This is a genomic window from Gemmobacter megaterium (assembly GCF_900156815.1).
GTDB classification, from domain to species: domain Bacteria; phylum Pseudomonadota; class Alphaproteobacteria; order Rhodobacterales; family Rhodobacteraceae; genus Wagnerdoeblera; species Wagnerdoeblera megaterium.
Genome location: NZ_FTOT01000004.1, coordinates 144,380 through 161,434 on the forward strand (window position 1 = coordinate 144,380; position 17,055 = coordinate 161,434).

16 protein-coding genes are annotated in these 17,055 nt (G+C 64.7%); 2 read left to right on the forward strand and 14 right to left on the reverse strand.

Annotation, left to right across the window (positions count from 1 at the left end; genetic code table 11):
• Nucleotides 1-6 precede the first annotated feature (6 nt).
• The 5 genes from BW970_RS11365 to recA form a co-directional block, all read right to left on the reverse strand.
• Nucleotides 7-1,431, reverse strand: a complete 1,425-nt coding sequence (locus BW970_RS11365; RefSeq protein ID WP_076531368.1) for a calcium-binding protein — start codon at nucleotides 1,429-1,431, stop codon at nucleotides 7-9.
• A 92-nt stretch (nucleotides 1,432-1,523) separates the two neighbouring features.
• Nucleotides 1,524-2,453, reverse strand: coding sequence for an ACP S-malonyltransferase (gene fabD / locus BW970_RS11370; RefSeq protein WP_076531706.1), 930 nt, complete (start codon nucleotides 2,451-2,453; stop codon nucleotides 1,524-1,526).
• Nucleotide 2,454: 1 nt separating this feature from the next.
• Nucleotides 2,455-2,745, reverse strand: coding sequence for a DUF1330 domain-containing protein (locus tag BW970_RS11375; protein WP_076531369.1), 291 nt, complete (start codon nucleotides 2,743-2,745; stop codon nucleotides 2,455-2,457).
• A gap of 2 nt (nucleotides 2,746-2,747) precedes the next feature.
• On the reverse strand, nucleotides 2,748-5,402 hold the full coding sequence (alaS, locus tag BW970_RS11380; RefSeq protein ID WP_076531371.1) for an alanine--tRNA ligase: 2,655 nt from the start codon (nucleotides 5,400-5,402) through the stop codon (nucleotides 2,748-2,750).
• A 101-nt stretch (nucleotides 5,403-5,503) separates the two neighbouring features.
• A complete protein-coding gene (gene recA / locus BW970_RS11385) occupies nucleotides 5,504-6,568 on the reverse strand; it encodes a recombinase RecA (protein ID WP_076531373.1) in 1,065 nt (354 codons plus the stop codon).
• A gap of 198 nt (nucleotides 6,569-6,766) precedes the next feature.
• Here recA and BW970_RS11390 point away from each other — a divergent pair, with 198 nt between their 5' ends.
• Nucleotides 6,767-7,372 (forward strand): sulfotransferase family 2 domain-containing protein, encoded by a 606-nt coding sequence (locus BW970_RS11390; protein WP_076531374.1) that lies wholly within the window; start codon nucleotides 6,767-6,769, stop codon nucleotides 7,370-7,372.
• A 47-nt stretch (nucleotides 7,373-7,419) separates the two neighbouring features.
• On the opposite strand, the gene BW970_RS11395 is transcribed toward BW970_RS11390, so the two are convergent.
• The 5 genes from BW970_RS11395 to BW970_RS11415 form a co-directional block, all read right to left on the reverse strand.
• Nucleotides 7,420-7,938, reverse strand: a complete 519-nt coding sequence (locus BW970_RS11395; RefSeq protein WP_076531709.1) for a gamma carbonic anhydrase family protein — start codon at nucleotides 7,936-7,938, stop codon at nucleotides 7,420-7,422.
• Between the two features lie 16 nt (nucleotides 7,939-7,954).
• A complete protein-coding gene (gmk, locus tag BW970_RS11400; RefSeq protein ID WP_076531376.1) occupies nucleotides 7,955-8,593 on the reverse strand; it encodes a guanylate kinase in 639 nt (212 codons plus the stop codon).
• Nucleotides 8,594-8,596: 3 nt separating this feature from the next.
• The gene (locus BW970_RS11405) at nucleotides 8,597-9,505 is read right to left on the reverse strand and encodes a YicC/YloC family endoribonuclease (protein WP_076531377.1); all 909 of its coding nucleotides are present in this window, start codon (nucleotides 9,503-9,505) and stop codon (nucleotides 8,597-8,599) included.
• A 115-nt stretch (nucleotides 9,506-9,620) separates the two neighbouring features.
• The gene (locus BW970_RS11410) at nucleotides 9,621-10,172 is read right to left on the reverse strand and encodes an RSP_2648 family PIN domain-containing protein (protein ID WP_076531380.1); all 552 of its coding nucleotides are present in this window, start codon (nucleotides 10,170-10,172) and stop codon (nucleotides 9,621-9,623) included.
• Nucleotides 10,173-11,822 (reverse strand): L,D-transpeptidase family protein, encoded by a 1,650-nt coding sequence (locus BW970_RS11415; protein WP_083701236.1) that lies wholly within the window; start codon nucleotides 11,820-11,822, stop codon nucleotides 10,173-10,175. It lies immediately after the preceding gene.
• 362 nt (nucleotides 11,823-12,184) lie between these two features.
• Here BW970_RS11415 and BW970_RS11420 point away from each other — a divergent pair, with 362 nt between their 5' ends.
• Nucleotides 12,185-12,754 (forward strand): peptidoglycan L,D-endopeptidase MepK, encoded by a 570-nt coding sequence (locus tag BW970_RS11420; protein ID WP_076531381.1) that lies wholly within the window; start codon nucleotides 12,185-12,187, stop codon nucleotides 12,752-12,754.
• Between the two features lie 72 nt (nucleotides 12,755-12,826).
• Here BW970_RS11420 and BW970_RS11425 read toward each other — a convergent pair whose 3' ends face one another.
• From BW970_RS11425 to ettA, 4 genes are all read right to left on the reverse strand, one after another.
• On the reverse strand, nucleotides 12,827-14,053 hold the full coding sequence (locus BW970_RS11425) for a UbiH/UbiF/VisC/COQ6 family ubiquinone biosynthesis hydroxylase (protein WP_076531713.1): 1,227 nt from the start codon (nucleotides 14,051-14,053) through the stop codon (nucleotides 12,827-12,829).
• A 42-nt stretch (nucleotides 14,054-14,095) separates the two neighbouring features.
• Entirely contained in the window at nucleotides 14,096-14,602 is a 507-nt protein-coding gene (locus tag BW970_RS11430; RefSeq protein WP_076531383.1) for a holin family protein, read from the reverse strand.
• Entirely contained in the window at nucleotides 14,593-15,204 is a 612-nt protein-coding gene (locus tag BW970_RS11435) for a holin-associated N-acetylmuramidase (protein ID WP_076531384.1), read from the reverse strand. Before BW970_RS11435 ends, BW970_RS11430 begins: the two co-directional genes overlap by 10 nt.
• A gap of 132 nt (nucleotides 15,205-15,336) precedes the next feature.
• Nucleotides 15,337-16,992, reverse strand: coding sequence for an energy-dependent translational throttle protein EttA (gene ettA / locus BW970_RS11440; RefSeq protein WP_076531386.1), 1,656 nt, complete (start codon nucleotides 16,990-16,992; stop codon nucleotides 15,337-15,339).
• Between the last annotated feature and the right edge of the window lie 63 nt (nucleotides 16,993-17,055).

Consider the following 17,055-nt stretch of genomic DNA (forward strand, 5'->3'; position numbering starts at 1 on the left):
GGGCCGCTATTGAATCCAGATATCCTCATGCGTCAGGCCCGGTTCTCCTGCGAAGTGCAGGAACCGGATCGGGGCATGATCCGTAGTCTCGCCGTCGGCGTCCCACCAGAGGCTGGTCAGGTCGGTCTCTGCGTCATAGGTCAGGAACAACTGCGCCTGGCCGCCCGCCACGCCACCGAACACCAGCAGATCCTCGTCCAATCGACCTGCGGGCGGCATGTTGTGGAACAGATCGCCCCGCAGATACAGCCGATCCTCGCCAGAGGTGAAGTCGCCGATGGTGGCGGGCGCCGTCATATTGACAAAGGGCCGGATATGAAAGCGGTCTGCCCCGGCATCGCCATAGAGCAGGCCGGAGCCGTCTTTCAGCACGATCCGGTCCTCCCCCTCGCCGCCATACAGGGTTGTCGCGCCGCGACCGGCAAACAGCCGGTCATCGCCATCGCCGCCGAACAACAGATCATCGCCGCGCCCTGCCCGCAGCCGGTCCTGTCCCGCGCCACCATACAGCACGTCATCGCCGAACTGCCCGCGCAACACATCATCGCCATCATTGCCGAACAGCGTATCGGCGTTGCGCCCGCCCCAGCCCCGGTCATCCTGCCCGCCCAGCGAGATGAAATCGGCACCGCGATCGCCATGCACCTCGAATTGCTCGAAGCCACGGATGAGGGACAGGTTGCCGTCATCAACCGCGCCATCATGCCCCACGACGAAATAGGGGGTCAGCGTCAGACGGGCATCCAGCGTATCCTGCCCCTCTCCTCCGTCCAGTGTATTGGCGACGTTGGCCCAGTAATGGACCAGATCATCCCCCGCCCCCGCATCGACGATATTGGCGCCACCGCGGGCATAGATCACATCATTCCCCGCGCCGGTGACGATATCGTCGGCCAATTCGCTGGCATAGAGGATCAGGTTCTCGACCGAAGTGGCGGTGATCTCGTAGGGGGCGGTGGCAAAGTCGAACGGCTGTTGCCGGATCACCCAAGCCCCCCCATCCTCGCGCACCGTGATCGCACCGGGGCCGGTCCAGAACACCTCCAACGTATCGGTGCCGCTGCCGCCGTAGATATCGGCCTCGTTGGTGGAGGAGATGCGGAAATAATCATCCCCATCACCGCCCGAGGCCATGACACCGTTCACGAAATGCGTGGAGAACCCGATGAAGATCCGGTCTGCCCCATCGCCACCATAGGCCCGGTCATGGCTGCTTTGCGCAAAGATGACATCATCCCCTGCATCGCCATGCAACGCACTGCCATCGTCCGACCAACCAGAGGTGATCCGGTCATTGCCATCGCCACCATAGATGGAATCTTCGCCGCCAAGGCCCAGCAGCGTATCGTTGCCGCCGTAGCCATAGATTTCGTCCGCAGAATAGCTGCCTTCTAGTGAATCGTCAGTTGAGCTGCCGTCAAACCTTGCCATGAGAGTCCCGTCCTCCCGCCAAAAAACCGGGAGGCCAAAGGGCCACCCGGCGTTTCAACGTAGCACGGAAATCAGGCGCGCAGCCTGCGATTTCAGGCTGACAGCGCGGCCACATCCTCTGGCGAGCCAAAGGCACGGGTGGAACTGTCGCGGGCGATGCGCTTGACCATCCCCGACAGCGCCTTGCCTGCGCCGATCTCCCAGAACTCGGTCACGCCCTGCGCCGCCATCCAGAGCACCGATTCGCGCCAGCGCACCGAGCCGGTCACCTGTTCGATCAACAGCTTGCGCAGCTGATCCGGGTCTTTCACCGCCTCGGCACGCACATTGGCCACCACGGGCACCACCGGAGGGTGGAAGGTCACAGTGCCAAGGGCCTCGGCCATCGCCTCGGCCGCAGGCTGCATCAAAGCGCAGTGGAATGGCGCAGAGACCGGCAACAACATCGCCCGCTTGGCACCACGTTCCTTGGCAAGGGTCACGGCACGCTCGACCGCTGCCTTGTGGCCCGAGATCACCACCTGCGACGGATCGTTGTCATTCGCCGCCTGACACACCTCGCCTTGTGCGGCCTCGGCGGCAACCTCGGCGGCGGTGGCGAAATCCATCCCCAGCAAGGCGGCCATGGCGCCCACACCCACCGGAACGGCCTGTTGCATAGCGCGGCCCCGAATGCGCAGCAGGCGCGCGGTGTCTGCAATGCTCAGCGTGCCGACAGCGGCCAGCGCGGAATATTCCCCAAGGCTGTGCCCGGCGACATAGGCCGCATCGGTGATCCTGACGCCCTCTGCCTCCAGCGCGCGCAGCGCCGCCAGCGAGGTGGCCATCAGGGCGGGCTGGGCATTCGCGGTCAGCGTCAGATCCTCGATCGGGCCATTCCAGATCAGATCCGACAGCTTTTCGCCAAGCGCCTCGTCCACCTCGTCGAACACGGCGCGGGCGGCGGGATAGGCATCGGCCAGCGCCTTGCCCATGCCGATGGATTGCGACCCCTGACCGGGAAATACAAACGCTTTCATAATGTTACTCCACCGCCTCGACGACGACCAGATCGCGGACAGAGGCTCCGCGCGCATGGCTCAGCGCCTCTTGATACTCGGCCGACCGATAACAGGCGACCGCCGCCTCGACCGAGGGGAAATGCGCGACCACATTGCGCGCGCGGTCATTGCCCTCCAGTTGCACATAGCGCCCGCCACGGGCCAGAAACCGCCCGCCATGCGCCGCGATGGGCGCCCCGGCCAGCTTGGCGTAGCGGCCATAAGCCTCTTCGTCCGTCACGGTCACATGTGCGATCCAGTACGCACCCGGCATGGTCAGTTCCCCCCGATGATGGCCGCAGCGGCGCTGATGGCGGCTTCGGCATTCTCGACGCTGGCGCCTCCGGCCTGCGCCATATCCGGGCGACCACCGCCGCCCTTGCCGCCAAGCGCCCCGGCAGCCGCCTTGACCAGATCGACCGCCGACAGACGCGATGTCAGATCAGCCGTCACACCGGCCGCCACCGCCGCCTTGCCCCCGGCATCGGCAATCAGCAGCACCGCACCAGAGCCGAGCCTGGCCTTCGCCTCATCGATCAGCCCCGGCAAATCCTTGCCCGAAACGCCTTGCAGCACCTGAGCCAGGAACTTGACGCCATTGATGTCCTGCGCGTCGGGGCCCTTGCCCGACCCGCCCCCCATGGCCAGTTCGCGCCGCAATTGCCCCACCTCGTTGGTCAGGGCCTTGCGCTCGTCGACCAGCGCGCGCAGTCGTTCGGCAAGATCGGCAGGTGCGGCCTTGATCACGGCTGCGGCCTCGGCCAGCCGCGCGGCCTGGGCCCGCAGGTGATCCAGCGCCGCCTGCCCGGTCAATGCCTCGAACCGGCGCACCCCCGCCGACGAGGCGGAATCGCCAAGCGCGACAAAGGCCCCGATATCGCCGGTGCGCGCGACATGCGTGCCACCGCAAAGCTCCAGGCTGTAGGTCTTGCCGTCGGCCCCCTTGCCAGACCCCGGCAGGCTGCCCATCGACACGACGCGCACCTCATCGCCATATTTCTCGCCGAACAGCGCCTGAGCCCCGATGGCACGGGCATCATCTGGCGTCATGATGCGGGTTTCGACGGGGGTGTTCTGGCGGATATAGGCGTTCACCTCGGCCTCGACCGCCAACAGCTCGTCGCCAGACAACGCCTTGGTATGGCTGAAGTCAAAGCGCAGGCGATCCTCGGCGTTCAGGCTGCCCTTCTGGGCCACATGGTCGCCCAGGGCACGGCGCAGCGCCTCGTGCAGCAGGTGGGTCGCAGAATGGTTGGCACGGATCGCGCTGCGGCGGATATGCGACACCTCCAGCTTGACGGGCTGGCCGCGTTCCAGATGGCCCTCGGACACCTCGGCCACATGGATCACCACACCAGCCGCCTTGCGGGTATCCTTGATCACCGCAGTGCCGGTTTCGGACCGGATATAGCCGGTATCCCCGACCTGCCCGCCCGATTCCGCATAGAACGGCGTCTGGTTCACCACGATCTGCACCGTGCCGCTGGCCTTGTCGCTGGCGGCGCCGTCCTGAACCAGCGCAAGGATCTGGCCTTCGGCAGTCTCGGTCTCATAGCCAAGGAATTCCGTGGTGCCGTGCTTTTCCGCCAGTTCGAACCAGATCGCCGCATCGGACGCTTCGCCCGAACCGGCCCAGCTTGCGCGCGCCTTGGCCTTTTGCTCGGCCATGGCGGCATCAAAACCTGCGGTTTCCACCTCGCGGCCTTTTTCGCGCAAGGCATCCTGCGTCAGATCCAGCGGGAATCCATAGGTATCGTACAGCTTGAACGCGGCAGCACCCGGCAGCGGGGCGCCTTCGTCCAGCCCGTCAAGTTCGGCATCCAGCAGCTTGAGCCCGCGGTCCAGGGTCTGCTTGAACCGCGTTTCCTCAAGCTTGAGCGTTTCTTCGATCAGCGCCTGCGCGCGGGTCAGTTCGGGATAGGCGGCCCCCATCTGGCGCACCAGCGCAGGAACCAGACGGAACATCACCGGATCCTGCGCGCCCAGCATATGGGCATGGCGCATCGCGCGCCGCATGATCCGGCGCAGCACATAGCCGCGGCCATCGTTGCTGGGCGTCACGCCATCGGCAATCAGGAAGCTGGTCGAGCGCAGATGGTCGGCAATCACCCGATGGTGGATCTTGCCCTTGCCGTCCGGGTCGCTGCTGGTGGCATGGGCGCTGGCCTCGATCAGGCTGCGCATCAGATCGGTGTCGTAATTGTCGTGCTTGCCCTGCAACAATGCCCCGATACGCTCCAGCCCCATGCCGGTGTCGATGGATTGCATGTCCAGCTCGCGCTTGGAGCCATCCTCGAACTGTTCGTATTGCATGAACACGAGGTTCCAGATCTCGATGAAGCGGTCGCCATCCTCGTCGGGGCTGCCCGGCGGGCCGCCCCAGATGCCGGGGCCGTGATCATAAAAGATCTCGGTGCAAGGACCGCAGGGGCCCGTCGGGCCCATCATCCAGAAATTGTCATTGGTCGGAATGCGGATGATGCGGTCATCCGACAGGCCGGCGACCTTTTTCCAGATTGCCGCCGCCTCGTCATCGGTGTGATAGACGGTGACAAGCAGCTTGTCCTTGGGGATGCCGAAATCCTTGGTCAGCAGTTCCCAGGCAAAGGGGATCGCCTCGGATTTGAAGTAGTTGCCAAAGCTGAAATTGCCCAGCATCTCGAAAAACGTGTGATGCCGGGCGGTATAGCCCACATTGTCCAGATCGTTGTGCTTGCCGCCCGCCCGCACACATTTCTGCGACGATGTGGCGCGCACATAGTCGCGCCGTTCGACCCCGGTGAAGCAGTTCTTGAACTGCACCATCCCCGAGTTGGTGAACATCAGCGTCGGGTCGTTGCGAGGCACCAGCGGGCTTGAAGGCACCACCTGATGCCCGTTGCGGGCAAAGAAATCGAGGAATGTGGTACGGATATCGTTCAACGAGGGCATGGCGTAACGGGGCCTCCGGGCGTTCTGTCGCCCATCCCTTTAGCGGGCGCCGCAGTAGCTGTCCACCATGACAGTCCTGCGACGGCCCTGCCCTGCAACGCTTATTCGGTCAGATCATCGGCCGTGGGGGGGACCGAGAAATCAAGCCCGTTCGCGCCGCGGATTTTCCCTTCGATCTCGTTGGCCACGCTCGGGTTTGCCTTGAGGAAGCCCTTGGCATTCTCGCGCCCCTGGCCGATGCGTTCGTCGCCCCACGAGTACCAGCTACCGGACTTTTCAATCACCCCGGCCTTGACGCCCAGATCCAGCAGTTCGCCGGTCTTGGAGATGCCTTCGCCATACATGATGTCGAATTCCACCTCGCGGAACGGCGGCGCGACCTTGTTCTTGACCACCTTCACGCGGGTCGAGTTGCCCACCACCTCGTCCCGGTCCTTGATGGAGCCGGTGCGGCGGATGTCCAGGCGGACGCTGGCATAGAATTTCAGCGCATTGCCGCCCGTCGTGGTTTCGGGGCTGCCAAACATCACGCCGATCTTCATGCGGATCTGGTTGATGAAGATCACCATGCAGTTGCTGCGCCCGATGCTGGCGGTCAGCTTGCGCATGGCCTGGCTCATCAGGCGGGCCTGACTGCCCATTTGCATGTCGCCCATGTCGCCTTCGATTTCGGATTTCGGCGTCAGCGCGGCGACCGAATCGACGACGACCAGGCTGACAGCGCCCGAGCGCACCAGCGTATCGACAATCTCCAGCGCCTGTTCGCCGGTATCGGGCTGGCTGATCAGCAATTCATCCAGATTCACGCCCAGCTTTTTCGCATAGCCGGGATCCAGCGCATGTTCCGCATCGACAAAGGCGCAGACGCCGCCTTTTTTCTGTTCCTCGGCCACGACATGCAAGGTCAGCGTCGTCTTGCCCGAGGATTCCGGCCCATAGATCTCGATGATACGGCCCTTGGGCAGGCCGCCGATCCCCAACGCGATGTCGAGGCCCAGCGAGCCGGTCGAGGTCGACTCGATCTCGGCGATCGGGTTGTTGGACCCGAGCCGCATGATCGAGCCTTTGCCAAAGCTGCGTTCAATCTGTGCCAGCGCGCTTTCCAGCGCCTTGTTCTTGTCCATGTCCCGCTTTCCGCCGAAGTCCAGAAGGGTCGATCCCGCCATTTTCGCCATCCCTTATCCCATAGCCGCAACGGCGCGGCAATCGCCGGTTTGTTCACGACCCGTTCGCACATGTATGCGATCAAAACGAGAACATATCAATCGTATTCTCTGTAATCACAAGGTTTTCAGAAATTGCTTAAGGGAAGGTTTACGGCTCTTTGCCCGCCCGCTAAACCGTCTTCAGAAAAGGAGGGGCGGATGCTTGTATTCTGGGATCAGCGATTGGTGTTTCTGGCCACGCCCAAGACCGGGTCCACCGCATTGGCTGCCGCGCTGGAGCCGCTGGCGGCTGTCTCGGTGCAGCGGCCGCCGGTGCTCAAGCACACCACCGTGCAGCGGTTCCACCGTTTCATCGGCCCGTATCTCAAGGTCGCCTCGGGCGAGGAATTCACGACCGTGGCCCTGATGCGCGAACCGATCGACTGGCTGGGCAGTTGGTATCGCTTTCGCCGGCGCGAGGATCTGCTGGATCAGAACGCCTCGACCCGCGACATGAGCTTTGACGATTTCGCCAATGCCTATTGCGAGCGGCCGCAGCCCGGCTTTGCCAATGTCGGCGCGCAGTCCCGTTTCCTGACCCCGCCCGGAAAACCCCCGGTTGACCGGATTTTCCGCTACGAAGACATCGGCACCTTTGTCGATTTCCTCGAAGAGCGGCTGAACTGCGAGATCATCCTGCCCCGGCTGAATGTCTCGCCAGAGGCCGATCTGGCCCTGCGCCCCGAAACGCTCGCGCGTCTGCGCGGTGTGATGGCCGAGGATCTCGCGCTCTATGACAGGGTGGCAAACCCGGCCATCGCCTGACACCCGCAGCAGGCCGGGCCACCGCGCGCGCAGGCAACCGCCGGCGCCTAGAGTGGTGTCAGTCCGGTGCGGAACCGGCGCATGTTGGCCTGATAGCTTTCGGCGGATTTGATCAGCCGGGCCTGCGCATCGAAGTCCAGCGCCCGCACCACCTTGCCGGGCGCCCCCATCACAAGGCTGCCGTCCGGAATTTCCTTGCCTTCGGTGATCAGCGCCCCGGCACCGATCAGACAGCCCTTGCCGATGCGCGCACCGTTCAGGATGGTGGCCCCCATGCCGATCAGGCTGCCGTCCCCGATGGTGCAGCCATGCAGCATCGCCTTGTGCCCGATGGTGCAATTCGTCCCGACGGTCAGCGGATAACCGATGTCGGTGTGAAAGACGCAGTTTTCCTGCACATTCGAGCCGCAGCCGATACGGATTTCCTCGTTGTCACCGCGCAGCACGGCGCCGAACCAGACGCTGGCGCCGGCCTCCAGCACGACCTTGCCGATGACATGGGCACCGGGGGCTATCCAGCTATCGGTATCAAGCTGCGGTGCGTGGCCGTCGAGTGCATAGATCATCCGGTTCTCCCCAGGGTCAGGCGCGCTGCGCGAATTCGGCATCCAGATCGCGCACGAACCCGACCAGATCAGGTTGACGGGCACGGCGCAGGCGTTCCGCGCGGATGATGGTGATCAGGTCTTGCGCCGTCTGGTCAAGATCGCGGTTGACCAGCACATAATCATATTCCGCCCAATGGCTGATTTCCGATTGCGACTTGGCCATGCGGCCCGCGATCACCTCGTCACTGTCCTGCGCCCTGCCGCGCAAACGTGCGTCGAGTTCGGCAATCGACGGCGGCAGGATAAAGACCGACACCACCTCGGACCCCAGCGCCGAGTTGCGGATCTGCTGTCCGCCCTGCCAATCGACATCGAACAGCGTGTCCCGCCCCTCGCGCATGGCCTGTTCGACAGGGGCGCGCGGGCTGCCGTAGAAATTGCCAAAGACCTCGGCATGTTCCAGCATCTCGCCGCCTTCTGCCAAAGCGCGGAACGAGTCATGGCTGTGAAAGTGGTAATGAATCCCGTCCTGTTCGCCGGGCCGGGGGTTTCGCGTGGTGGCCGACACGGAAAACCGGATCGTCGGATCCCAGTCCATCAGACGCCGCGCAAGGGTGGATTTTCCCGCCCCCGAAGGCGAGGACAAGATCAGCAAAAGACCGCGCCGGGCCATGGGTCACTCCAGATTCTGGACCTGCTCGCGCATCTGGTCGATCAGGTGTTTGAGGTCGAGCCCGATCCGCGTCAGGGCGATATCGCCGGATTTCGAGCACAGGGTATTGGCCTCGCGGTTGAATTCCTGCGCGAGGAAATCGAACTTGCGCCCCACCGGCCCGCCTTGGGCCAATAGCGCGCGGGCGGCCGCGATATGGGCGGTCAGGCGGTCGATCTCCTCGATCACATCCGCCTTGACCGCCAGGATCGCCAATTCCTGCGCCACGCGGGCCGGGTCGGCCTCGACCGCGCCAGCGATGCGGGCCATCGCCTCGGTCAGCGCCTCGGCGGCTTTGGGGCGGCGGGCCTCGGCGGCGGCGCGGGCCGCAGCGGTCAGGGTGGCGATACCGTCGATCTGATCGGCCATAACGGTGGCCAGCGCCGCGCCTTCGGTGCGTCTCATCGCCTCGAACGCCGAAAACACCACAGAAAAATCGGCCATCAACGCCGCCAGCAGGGCAGAGGTGTCGGTATCCTCGGCGCTGACGGCCTCTGTCACGCCACGGATGGCCAGCACTTCGGCGGTCGTCGGGTGATCCAGCGCCACCCCGGCGAGCGCGGCAGCCTCCTGCACCTCGGCCAGGGCCGCCAGCGCGGCAGACAACATTCCGGCATTGATCCGCAGCCCCTCGCCACCGGCGCCCCTGGTCAGGCGAAGGCCCACGGTGACATTGCCGCGCGTCAGCCGCCGGGTAAGCTCGGACCGCACGGCCGCCTCCAGCCCCTCGATCCCGTCGGGCAGGCGCAGACGCACATCCAGCCCCTTGCCGTTGACGGACCGTATCTCCCAGACCCACGAACACAAGGCAAGCCGCCCCTCGCCCTGTCCGCGACGGGTGGCAAATGCAGTCATCGACACGGGCTCTGGCATGGGCCTCTCCAGCAGTTTCGGCGAAGTTGTAGCGATTGCCGCCGGGCGGGGAAAGAGCCGTGCGCATCCTGACCAGACAGAGTTTGGTGCACCGGCCGGGCCGGCCTGCCGCCGTCTAGCCCAGCAACCGCGCCAGTCGGCCCAGCCGCGCCCGTTTCAGCAACGCCTTAAGCGGCTGGGGCTGACCGGAAATCGCCTCGGCCTTGGCGCGCACCGCTTCGGCCACCTGCGCCATGACCTCGGGCGCCTGCGAGGCGAACTGCCACAGCAGACCGTCGGGATCGCGGCGTTCCAGCCCTTCGGCGGCAAGAGTGCCACGCGGAAAATCCGCCGCATTCACCGTGACAATGCCATCTGCCCCGGCAGCAATCGCAGCAGCCAGAACATGCAGGTCGTTCTCGTCCGGCAGATGCAGGCGCCGGGCCACATGTGGCGCCTCCGGGACTTCGGCGCGCGGAAAGGCAATCCGCAACAGCGCGATCTCGGCGCGCGCGACATCCTCGGCGCCCGGACCCAGCTTGCGCACCGCGCGCGCCCATTCTTCGAGAATGCGTGCGGTCCACAGCGGTTGATACAACCCCGCCTGCGCGGCACCTGCCAGCAATTCGCGCTGAACCGTCGGAAACAGCACGCAAGCGTCCAGCACAAGGCGTGGAGGGGGCCTCACTCAGCCATCCACCCCGGCCCGGACTAGGGCGGCATGGATCAAGGCATCACGGCCATAGATATCGGCCCTGAACTGCAACCGCCCGCGCGCATCGGTAAAGGCGGTGCGGTAATCCAGATGCACCGGGACCGGAGGCGTCAGAACGATACGCTCCTGCCGGCCCGAATCCAGCACCTTGTGAAAGGCCGTCTTGGGATCGGCTTCCTGCGGTGCCAGCAGCGCATAGGCAAAATCGAACGGGTCGTTCAACCGCACGCAACCAGAGGAGTAGGCCCGATTGTCCCGCGCGAACAGATGCTTGTCAGGCGTATCGTGCAGATAGATCGACCAGGGGTTGGGGAACATGAACTTCACCCGGCCCAGGGCATTCGACGCGCCCGGCGGCTGGCGCAGGTTGAACGGAAAGTTGCGTGCCGAATAGGCGGCAAAGTTGATGGCGCTGCGCGGCACGACACGGCCACGCGAATCGACCACCTGCAAATGCGACAGCGCCCCCGGATTGGCCTGCAATTTCGGCAGATAGTCGCGCCGGATGATGCCGGGCGGAACCGTCCAGTCCGGGTTGATCTCCATATAGGTCATCATATGGCTGAACTCGGGCGTGCGCTTGTCGGTCATCGTCGATCCGATCACCGCACGGGTCGAGAATGTGACCTTGCCATCGTCGATGATCTTGGCGGTAAAATCGGTCAGGTTCACCCAGATATGGCGCTTGCCGCGTTCGATATTCGCCCAACGCTCGCGTTCCATCGCCACGGTGACGGCGGCAAGCCGCTGCTGCGGATCGGCGTTGATGGCCGCCATGGTCGTTTCACCCGCCACACCATCGGCGGTCAGCCCGTGATCGAACTGCAAGGCGCGCACCGCGGCCTGAATCTCCGGGCCGTAGGTCATCGTGGCACTGCGCGCCAGATAGCCCATCGCGACCAGCCGGTCGCGCAGGGCAACGACGGCAGCCCCCGTCGCGCCGGGTTTCAGCGTCTTTGCAGGCACTTGCGGGCCCCAGCCCCCCGCCGCCATCTGTGCCAGCATCCGGTGACGGGCCTTGGCCAGACGGGCATATTCCGGGTTCTGCGGCGGCAGGCTGCGCAGATAGGCCGCTGCATCGGTGACAAAGCCTTGCAGGATGTCCTCGGGCGCATGACGGGGCACGTCGCGCACGATCCCCGCATCCACCCGCTTGGGGTCAATCACCCCGGTTTGCAGATCGCGCGCGAAATCCAGCAGCGCGCGGGTCAGCCGCACCTCCAGCCGCCCGCGATCCCCTTCGGAGCGCAGGTCGCGGAACGCGCGCCGCAACGCCGCGGCATCATAGCGCGCCACCGGCAGCGCATGAGCAGGCGCCGTCTCCAGCGCGGCCAGCAGCGCGGCCCGGCGCACCTCTGCCTCGGCATCGGTTGCGGTCCAGAAAGCCTCGTAGCCCCGATCACGGAAGAAGGCCGCAACCGGCGCATCCTCGGCCGCCGCCGCTGCCAGCGCCTGACGAAACCCGTTCAGATGTGGCAGCGCCGATTTCATCACCAACGCCGCGCCGCCCGATGCAAGGCCACCCGTCGGCTGTGCTGCGACCGCCCCCGCCAAAGCCACGAATGCCACGCCAGAGGCCACGAACAGATGGCGGCGCAAACGGGCTGGAAAGAAGGATTGCATGATGACCCCCGGACAATGGCACGACGTACTGGCAGGTCCGTTCCCAAACCCCGGCCCATGTTGGCAAATTGCGCAGAATACCCGCCAGAGTCCATCGCCGCCGCGCGGTCATGCGCACCTCCCTTCCCCGTCTTGTTGCCGCGTTGCCACGAAGTCGGGCAGAAATCCTGCCCTTGACGTCAGCAATTCAGCAATAATTCGCCGATATGACGGAACTTGCGAAACAGTGGCCACCAGAAGGGTTGGTTGCCGAATCGAACCGTGCCATACAGTCTGGGCATTTGGGGATGCACGACGAGACGAACGTTGGACCAACCGCGGCTCTGCCACGCGGACAGTCTACTGGGGACAGGCGAGCAAGAATGACTCAAACCGGATCGACCGATCTCTCGCGGCGCAGGCTGCTCGGGATCTTCGCGGCTGGCATCGTGGCAGCGGCTCCCACCTACAGCAACGCATTCGGGTTCCTGCGCGGGGCCGGGGACATTCGCCGTGTTCGGATGTACTCGGGCCGCACGGGCGAAAGCCTTGATACGATCTACTGGATCGACGGCAAGTACGTTGCCGAATCCCTCAAGGAAATCAACCACTTCATGCGCGATGTTCGCACCGGGACGGTCCATCGGATCGACGCGCGCACCTTGGATATCATGGCAGCGGCCCATCGCATGATGGATGTGTCGGAGCCGTATATGCTGCTGTCGGGCTATCGGTCGCCGCAGACCAATTCGGCGCTGCGTTCCAACACCCGTGGCGTGGCGCGCAATTCGCTGCACATGCAGGGCCAGGCGGCGGATCTGCGGCTGAAGTCGCGGTCGGTCAGCCAGATGGCCCGCGCGGCAGAAGCCTGCGCCTCGGGCGGTGTCGGGCGCTATTCCCGGTCGAACTTCGTGCATATGGATTGCGGCCCGGTCCGTACCTGGGGCGGCTGATACACCCCGGATACGCCCCAATACGGCCCGCCACTGGCGGGCCTTTGGTTTTTCCGGCCTCAACCGATGTGGTTACAGCCGCTGCCCGCTTAGCAATTTCGGCAGGGTTCCCGACAGCCCCGCTGCCTCGCGGATAAAGCTGCGGCGCGGGCCAGGCATCGCCGCCACTGCGCGCATTCCCAGACCACGCACTGCCCGCAAGAACGGATTCGTGTTGGAAAACAGCCGGTTGACCGCATCCATCCCCAGGGCAAGCACAGTCGAATCGAACCGGCGCCACAGTTGATAGCGTTCCAGAACATCCACCGCCCCGATATCCTCGCCCCGCGCGCGCGCCTCGGCCAGCACTTCTGCCAAAGCGGCCACATCGCGCAGGCCCAGGTTCAGCCCCTGCCCCGCAATCGGATGCACACCATGCGCCGCATCGCCCACCAATGCGATGCGCGGGGCGGCATAGCGATCCGCCAGCGTCAGGGTCAGCGGGTAAGAGAATCGCGGCCCCGCCAGGTCCAGATGCCCGGTCAGATGGCCGATGCGCGATTCCAGCAGCACGCGATATTCCTCGTCGCCCATCGCGGCGATGGTGCGGGCGTTCGCCTCGCTCTCGGACCAGACGATCGAGGCCAGCCCGCCGCGCAATGGCAGGATGGCCAACGGTCCTTCGGGCAAAAAGACCTGATGCGCCAGGCCCTGATGCGGATGTTCAGGGCGAATCGCCCCGACCAACGCGGTCTGGCCATAGCCCCAGCCGTGACGGCGGATGCCCGCACGCTGCGCCACCCCACTGGTGCGCCCGTCGCAGCCGACCAGCAGCGCGGCCCGCAGCACTTGCCCCGACGCCAGCGCCACCGTCACCTGCGCGCCATCCACGCGCTGGCCAACCACCGAATCGCCGCTGCGCAGGGTCACGCCCGGTGCAGCCTCCAGCACCGCAAGGAAGGCGGCATAAAGGTGCCGGTCCTCGACCATGAAGCCCATGGCACCCTCGTCCAACTCGCCATGGTCAAAGCCCAGCAGAAAGGGCGCCGCCCCTTCGGGCGGCACACCATCAGAGGTGCGGATCCCCAGAATCGGCTGGGCAAGCGCGGCAACTGCCGGCCAGACACCAAGCGCGGACAGCAGCCGCTGCGAGGCCAGCGCCAGCGCATAGGCCCGCCCGTCGAACCCTTCGGAGGCACGCGCGCTGGCAGGGCGCGCATCCACCACCAGCACACGCAAGCCGCCCTGCGCCAGCGCAAGCGCAAGCGCCGGGCCGTTGAGCCCCCCGCCTGCAATGATCACATCATAATCCCGGTCCATGCCCAAGATATGGGCCCACCCGGTGGCAAAGTCCATGCGGCGCTATCGCTCGCCCCCCCGATGCATCCATTGGGCCAGTGCCGGATTTGCGCTATCCGCCTCGCCCGGTGCCTGCATCGTCGGCTCTGCGGGCGGTTCCGCGCCCCCCAGGCTGCGCACCCGGCGGTAATGGGTTTCCCGCGCCCCGAAGTAAAAGGCGACAATCGCCCCCAGCAGCCACCACAGCGGCTCTGGCACCAGTGCAAGGCCCTGCATTCGCTGACCAAAGCCCTCAGGCTCCACCATCGCATAGACGAACAGGCCCAATGTGCCCAAGGCCAGCATGGGCCGGGGCAAACGGTTCAGCCCGTTGACGCCGCGGTCGAACCAGTTCGATGGCGCATGAACGAATTCCGCGCCATGCTGCGCCAGCGCCGCCTGTCCGCTCTGATGTGACAGATCCAGCGCGCGGGTGGCGTTCGGGGTAAAGACCTCCGCGACCTCGCGCGCGGCCTGCCCCAGGGTCGCCACAGCCGTCGGAGACCCCACGATCCGCCCGATCAGCCCCATGATGCCACCCTTTGGCGATGCTCGGCCTCGGTCAGATGAAAGCGGGGCGAGATGAATTCCTCGGCGCGCAGGATCCACCCCCCCTTGGACCCGTTCTGCCGCCGGGCATATTTGCGGCTGGCCGGGCGGCCATCGGCAAGGCGGTAATAGTAGTTCCGCCGCTCGATCCCGTAGGCATCGGCCAGCAAGGCGGCGTCGCGGGCGGCGGCAAGATGAACGTGGCGCAGGGTCTGGGGGCCCAGCACCCCGTCCACCCCCGTTTCATAGCCCATGCGGGCCAACATCTGTTGCAAGATGCGAATCGCGTTGCTGCCTGCGTTCACGAACATGTCGAAGACCGGCGCCTGAAGGCAGTCGGGCAACCGTCCCAATCCCGGCGCCTCGAAATAGTGCCGGATATAGATGTCCACCGCCTGCACCCGGTCCAGTTGCCGCACGTCGGCCACATCGACCCTGCCATCGCGGTTCAGATCCAGCCCCAGCCTCCGCAGGGTGTGGATGGTCACGCCATGGTTTGTTGCCCCACCCGGATCGTCAGGGTCATTCACGAACCCGCCTTCGCGGGCCACGATTTCTTCGGCAATCTGTCGCACGGTTTTCATGCCTGCCCTCATGGTTGATGAAGGCCAAGGATCGCGCGGTCCGGTTAATTCGTCCCTGCCCCTGCGCGCGGTGGGCTGCCCAAGCAAAAGGGGGCGCGAACGCCCCCAGACCTGTTCAGGTTTTCGCCTGCCTCAGCGGGTGAATTTCTTGTATTTCACGCGCTTGGGCTCAATCGAATCCGCGCCAAGGCGACGAACCTTGTCTTCCTCGTAGGCTTCGAAGTTGCCTTCGAACCATTCGACATGCGCCTCGCCTTCAAAGGCCAGAATATGCGTGCACAGCCGGTCGAGGAAAAAGCGGTCGTGGCTGATGATCACCGCACACCCGGCGAAATCTTCCAGCGCGGCCTCCAGCGCCTGAAGCGTTTCGACGTCCAGATCGTTGGTCGGTTCGTCCAGCAGCAGGACGTTGCCGCCACGGCGCAGCAGCTTGGCCATGTGGACGCGGTTGCGTTCGCCCCCGGACAGCAGACCGACCTTTTTCTGCTGGTCGCCGCCCTTGAAGTTGAACGCCCCGCAATAGGCGCGGCTGTTCATCGTGGCATCGCCCAGTTCCAGAACCTCCAGCCCTTCGGAGATTTCTTCCCACACGGTCTTGTTGGGGTCCAGCGCATCGCGCGACTGGTCCACATAGGCCAGCTTGACCGTATCGCCAATCGTCACCGTGCCGGCATCGGGGGTTTCGGCGCCGGTCAGCATCTTGAACAGCGTGGACTTGCCGGCCCCGTTCGGCCCGATGACACCGACAATGCCCCCCGGCGGCAACGAGAATGTCAGGTTCTCGATCAACAGCTTGTCGCCATAGGCCTTGGACAGATTCTCGATCTCGATGACTTTGCCGCCCAGACGGGGGCCGTTCGGGATGATGATCTGTGCGGTGGTGATCTTTTCGCGCTCGGTCTTGTTCGCCATTTCCTCGTAGGCGCTGATCCGGGCCTTGGATTTGGCCTGACGGGCCTTGGCCCCGGCGCGGATCCATTCGAGTTCGCGTTCCAGCGTCTTCTGGCGCGACTTGTCCTCGCGCGCTTCCTGCGACAGGCGCTTGGCCTTTTGTTCCAGCCAGGCGGAATAGTTCCCTTCGTAGGGAATGCCGCGCCCACGGTCGAGCTCCAGGATCCAGCCGGTGATATCGTCCAGGAAATAGCGGTCGTGGGTCACGATCAGGATCGTGCCCTTGTATTCGATCAGGTGCTTTTGCAGCCAGGCGATGGTTTCGGCATCAAGGTGGTTGGTCGGTTCGTCCAGCAGCAGCATGTCGGGCGCCTCAAGCAGCAGCTTGCACAGCGCGACGCGGCGGCGTTCGCCGCCCGACAGGGTTTCGACATCGGACTCGTCCGGCGGGCAGCGCAGGGCCTCCATGGCCACATCGACCTGACTGTCCAGATCCCACAGGTTCTCGGCGTCGATCTCGTCTTGCAGACGCGCCATTTCATCGGCGGTCTCGTCGGAATAGTTCATCGCCAGTTCGTTGTAGCGGTCCAGCTTGGCCTGCTTGGCCTTGACCCCTTCCATGACGTTGCCACGCACATTCAGCGCGGGGTCAAGCTGCGGCTCTTGCGGCAGATAGCCCACGGTCGCGCCCTTGGCGACCCAGGCCTCGCCGGTGAAATCCTTGTCGAGCCCGGCCATGACGCGCAGCAGGGTCGATTTCCCCGAACCGTTGACGCCGACAACACCGATCTTGACGCCGGGCAGAAAGTTCAGGCGGATGTTCTCGAAAACCTTCTTGCCGCCGGCATAGGTCTTGGACACGCCGTCCATGTGATAGACATACTGATAAGACGCCATGGGCCGCTCCACTGAATGGGTTTGGCACGTCCTACAGGGGAGCCGTGCGGCATTCAAGCCGCA

Bases quoted from the DNA above. Each gene is read 5' to 3' on its own strand.
- BW970_RS11365 (WP_076531368.1), bottom strand. From the start codon at position 1,431: ATGGCAAGGTTTGACGGCAGCTCAACTGACGATTCACTAGAAGGCAGC.
- BW970_RS11375 (WP_076531369.1), bottom strand. From the start codon at position 2,745: ATGCCGGGTGCGTACTGGATCGCACATGTGACCGTGACGGACGAAGAG.
- alaS (WP_076531371.1), bottom strand. From the start codon at position 5,402: ATGCCCTCGTTGAACGATATCCGTACCACATTCCTCGATTTCTTTGCC.
- recA (WP_076531373.1), bottom strand. From the start codon at position 6,568: ATGGCGGGATCGACCCTTCTGGACTTCGGCGGAAAGCGGGACATGGAC.
- BW970_RS11390 (WP_076531374.1), top strand. From the start codon at position 6,767: ATGCTTGTATTCTGGGATCAGCGATTGGTGTTTCTGGCCACGCCCAAG.
- BW970_RS11395 (WP_076531709.1), bottom strand. From the start codon at position 7,938: ATGATCTATGCACTCGACGGCCACGCACCGCAGCTTGATACCGATAGC.
- gmk (WP_076531376.1), bottom strand. From the start codon at position 8,593: ATGGCCCGGCGCGGTCTTTTGCTGATCTTGTCCTCGCCTTCGGGGGCG.
- BW970_RS11405 (WP_076531377.1), bottom strand. From the start codon at position 9,505: ATGCCAGAGCCCGTGTCGATGACTGCATTTGCCACCCGTCGCGGACAG.
- BW970_RS11415 (WP_083701236.1), bottom strand. From the start codon at position 11,822: ATGCAATCCTTCTTTCCAGCCCGTTTGCGCCGCCATCTGTTCGTGGCC.
- BW970_RS11420 (WP_076531381.1), top strand. From the start codon at position 12,185: ATGACTCAAACCGGATCGACCGATCTCTCGCGGCGCAGGCTGCTCGGG.
- BW970_RS11425 (WP_076531713.1), bottom strand. From the start codon at position 14,053: ATGGACCGGGATTATGATGTGATCATTGCAGGCGGGGGGCTCAACGGC.
- BW970_RS11430 (WP_076531383.1), bottom strand. From the start codon at position 14,602: ATGGGGCTGATCGGGCGGATCGTGGGGTCTCCGACGGCTGTGGCGACC.
- BW970_RS11435 (WP_076531384.1), bottom strand. From the start codon at position 15,204: ATGAAAACCGTGCGACAGATTGCCGAAGAAATCGTGGCCCGCGAAGGC.
- ettA (WP_076531386.1), bottom strand. From the start codon at position 16,992: ATGGCGTCTTATCAGTATGTCTATCACATGGACGGCGTGTCCAAGACC.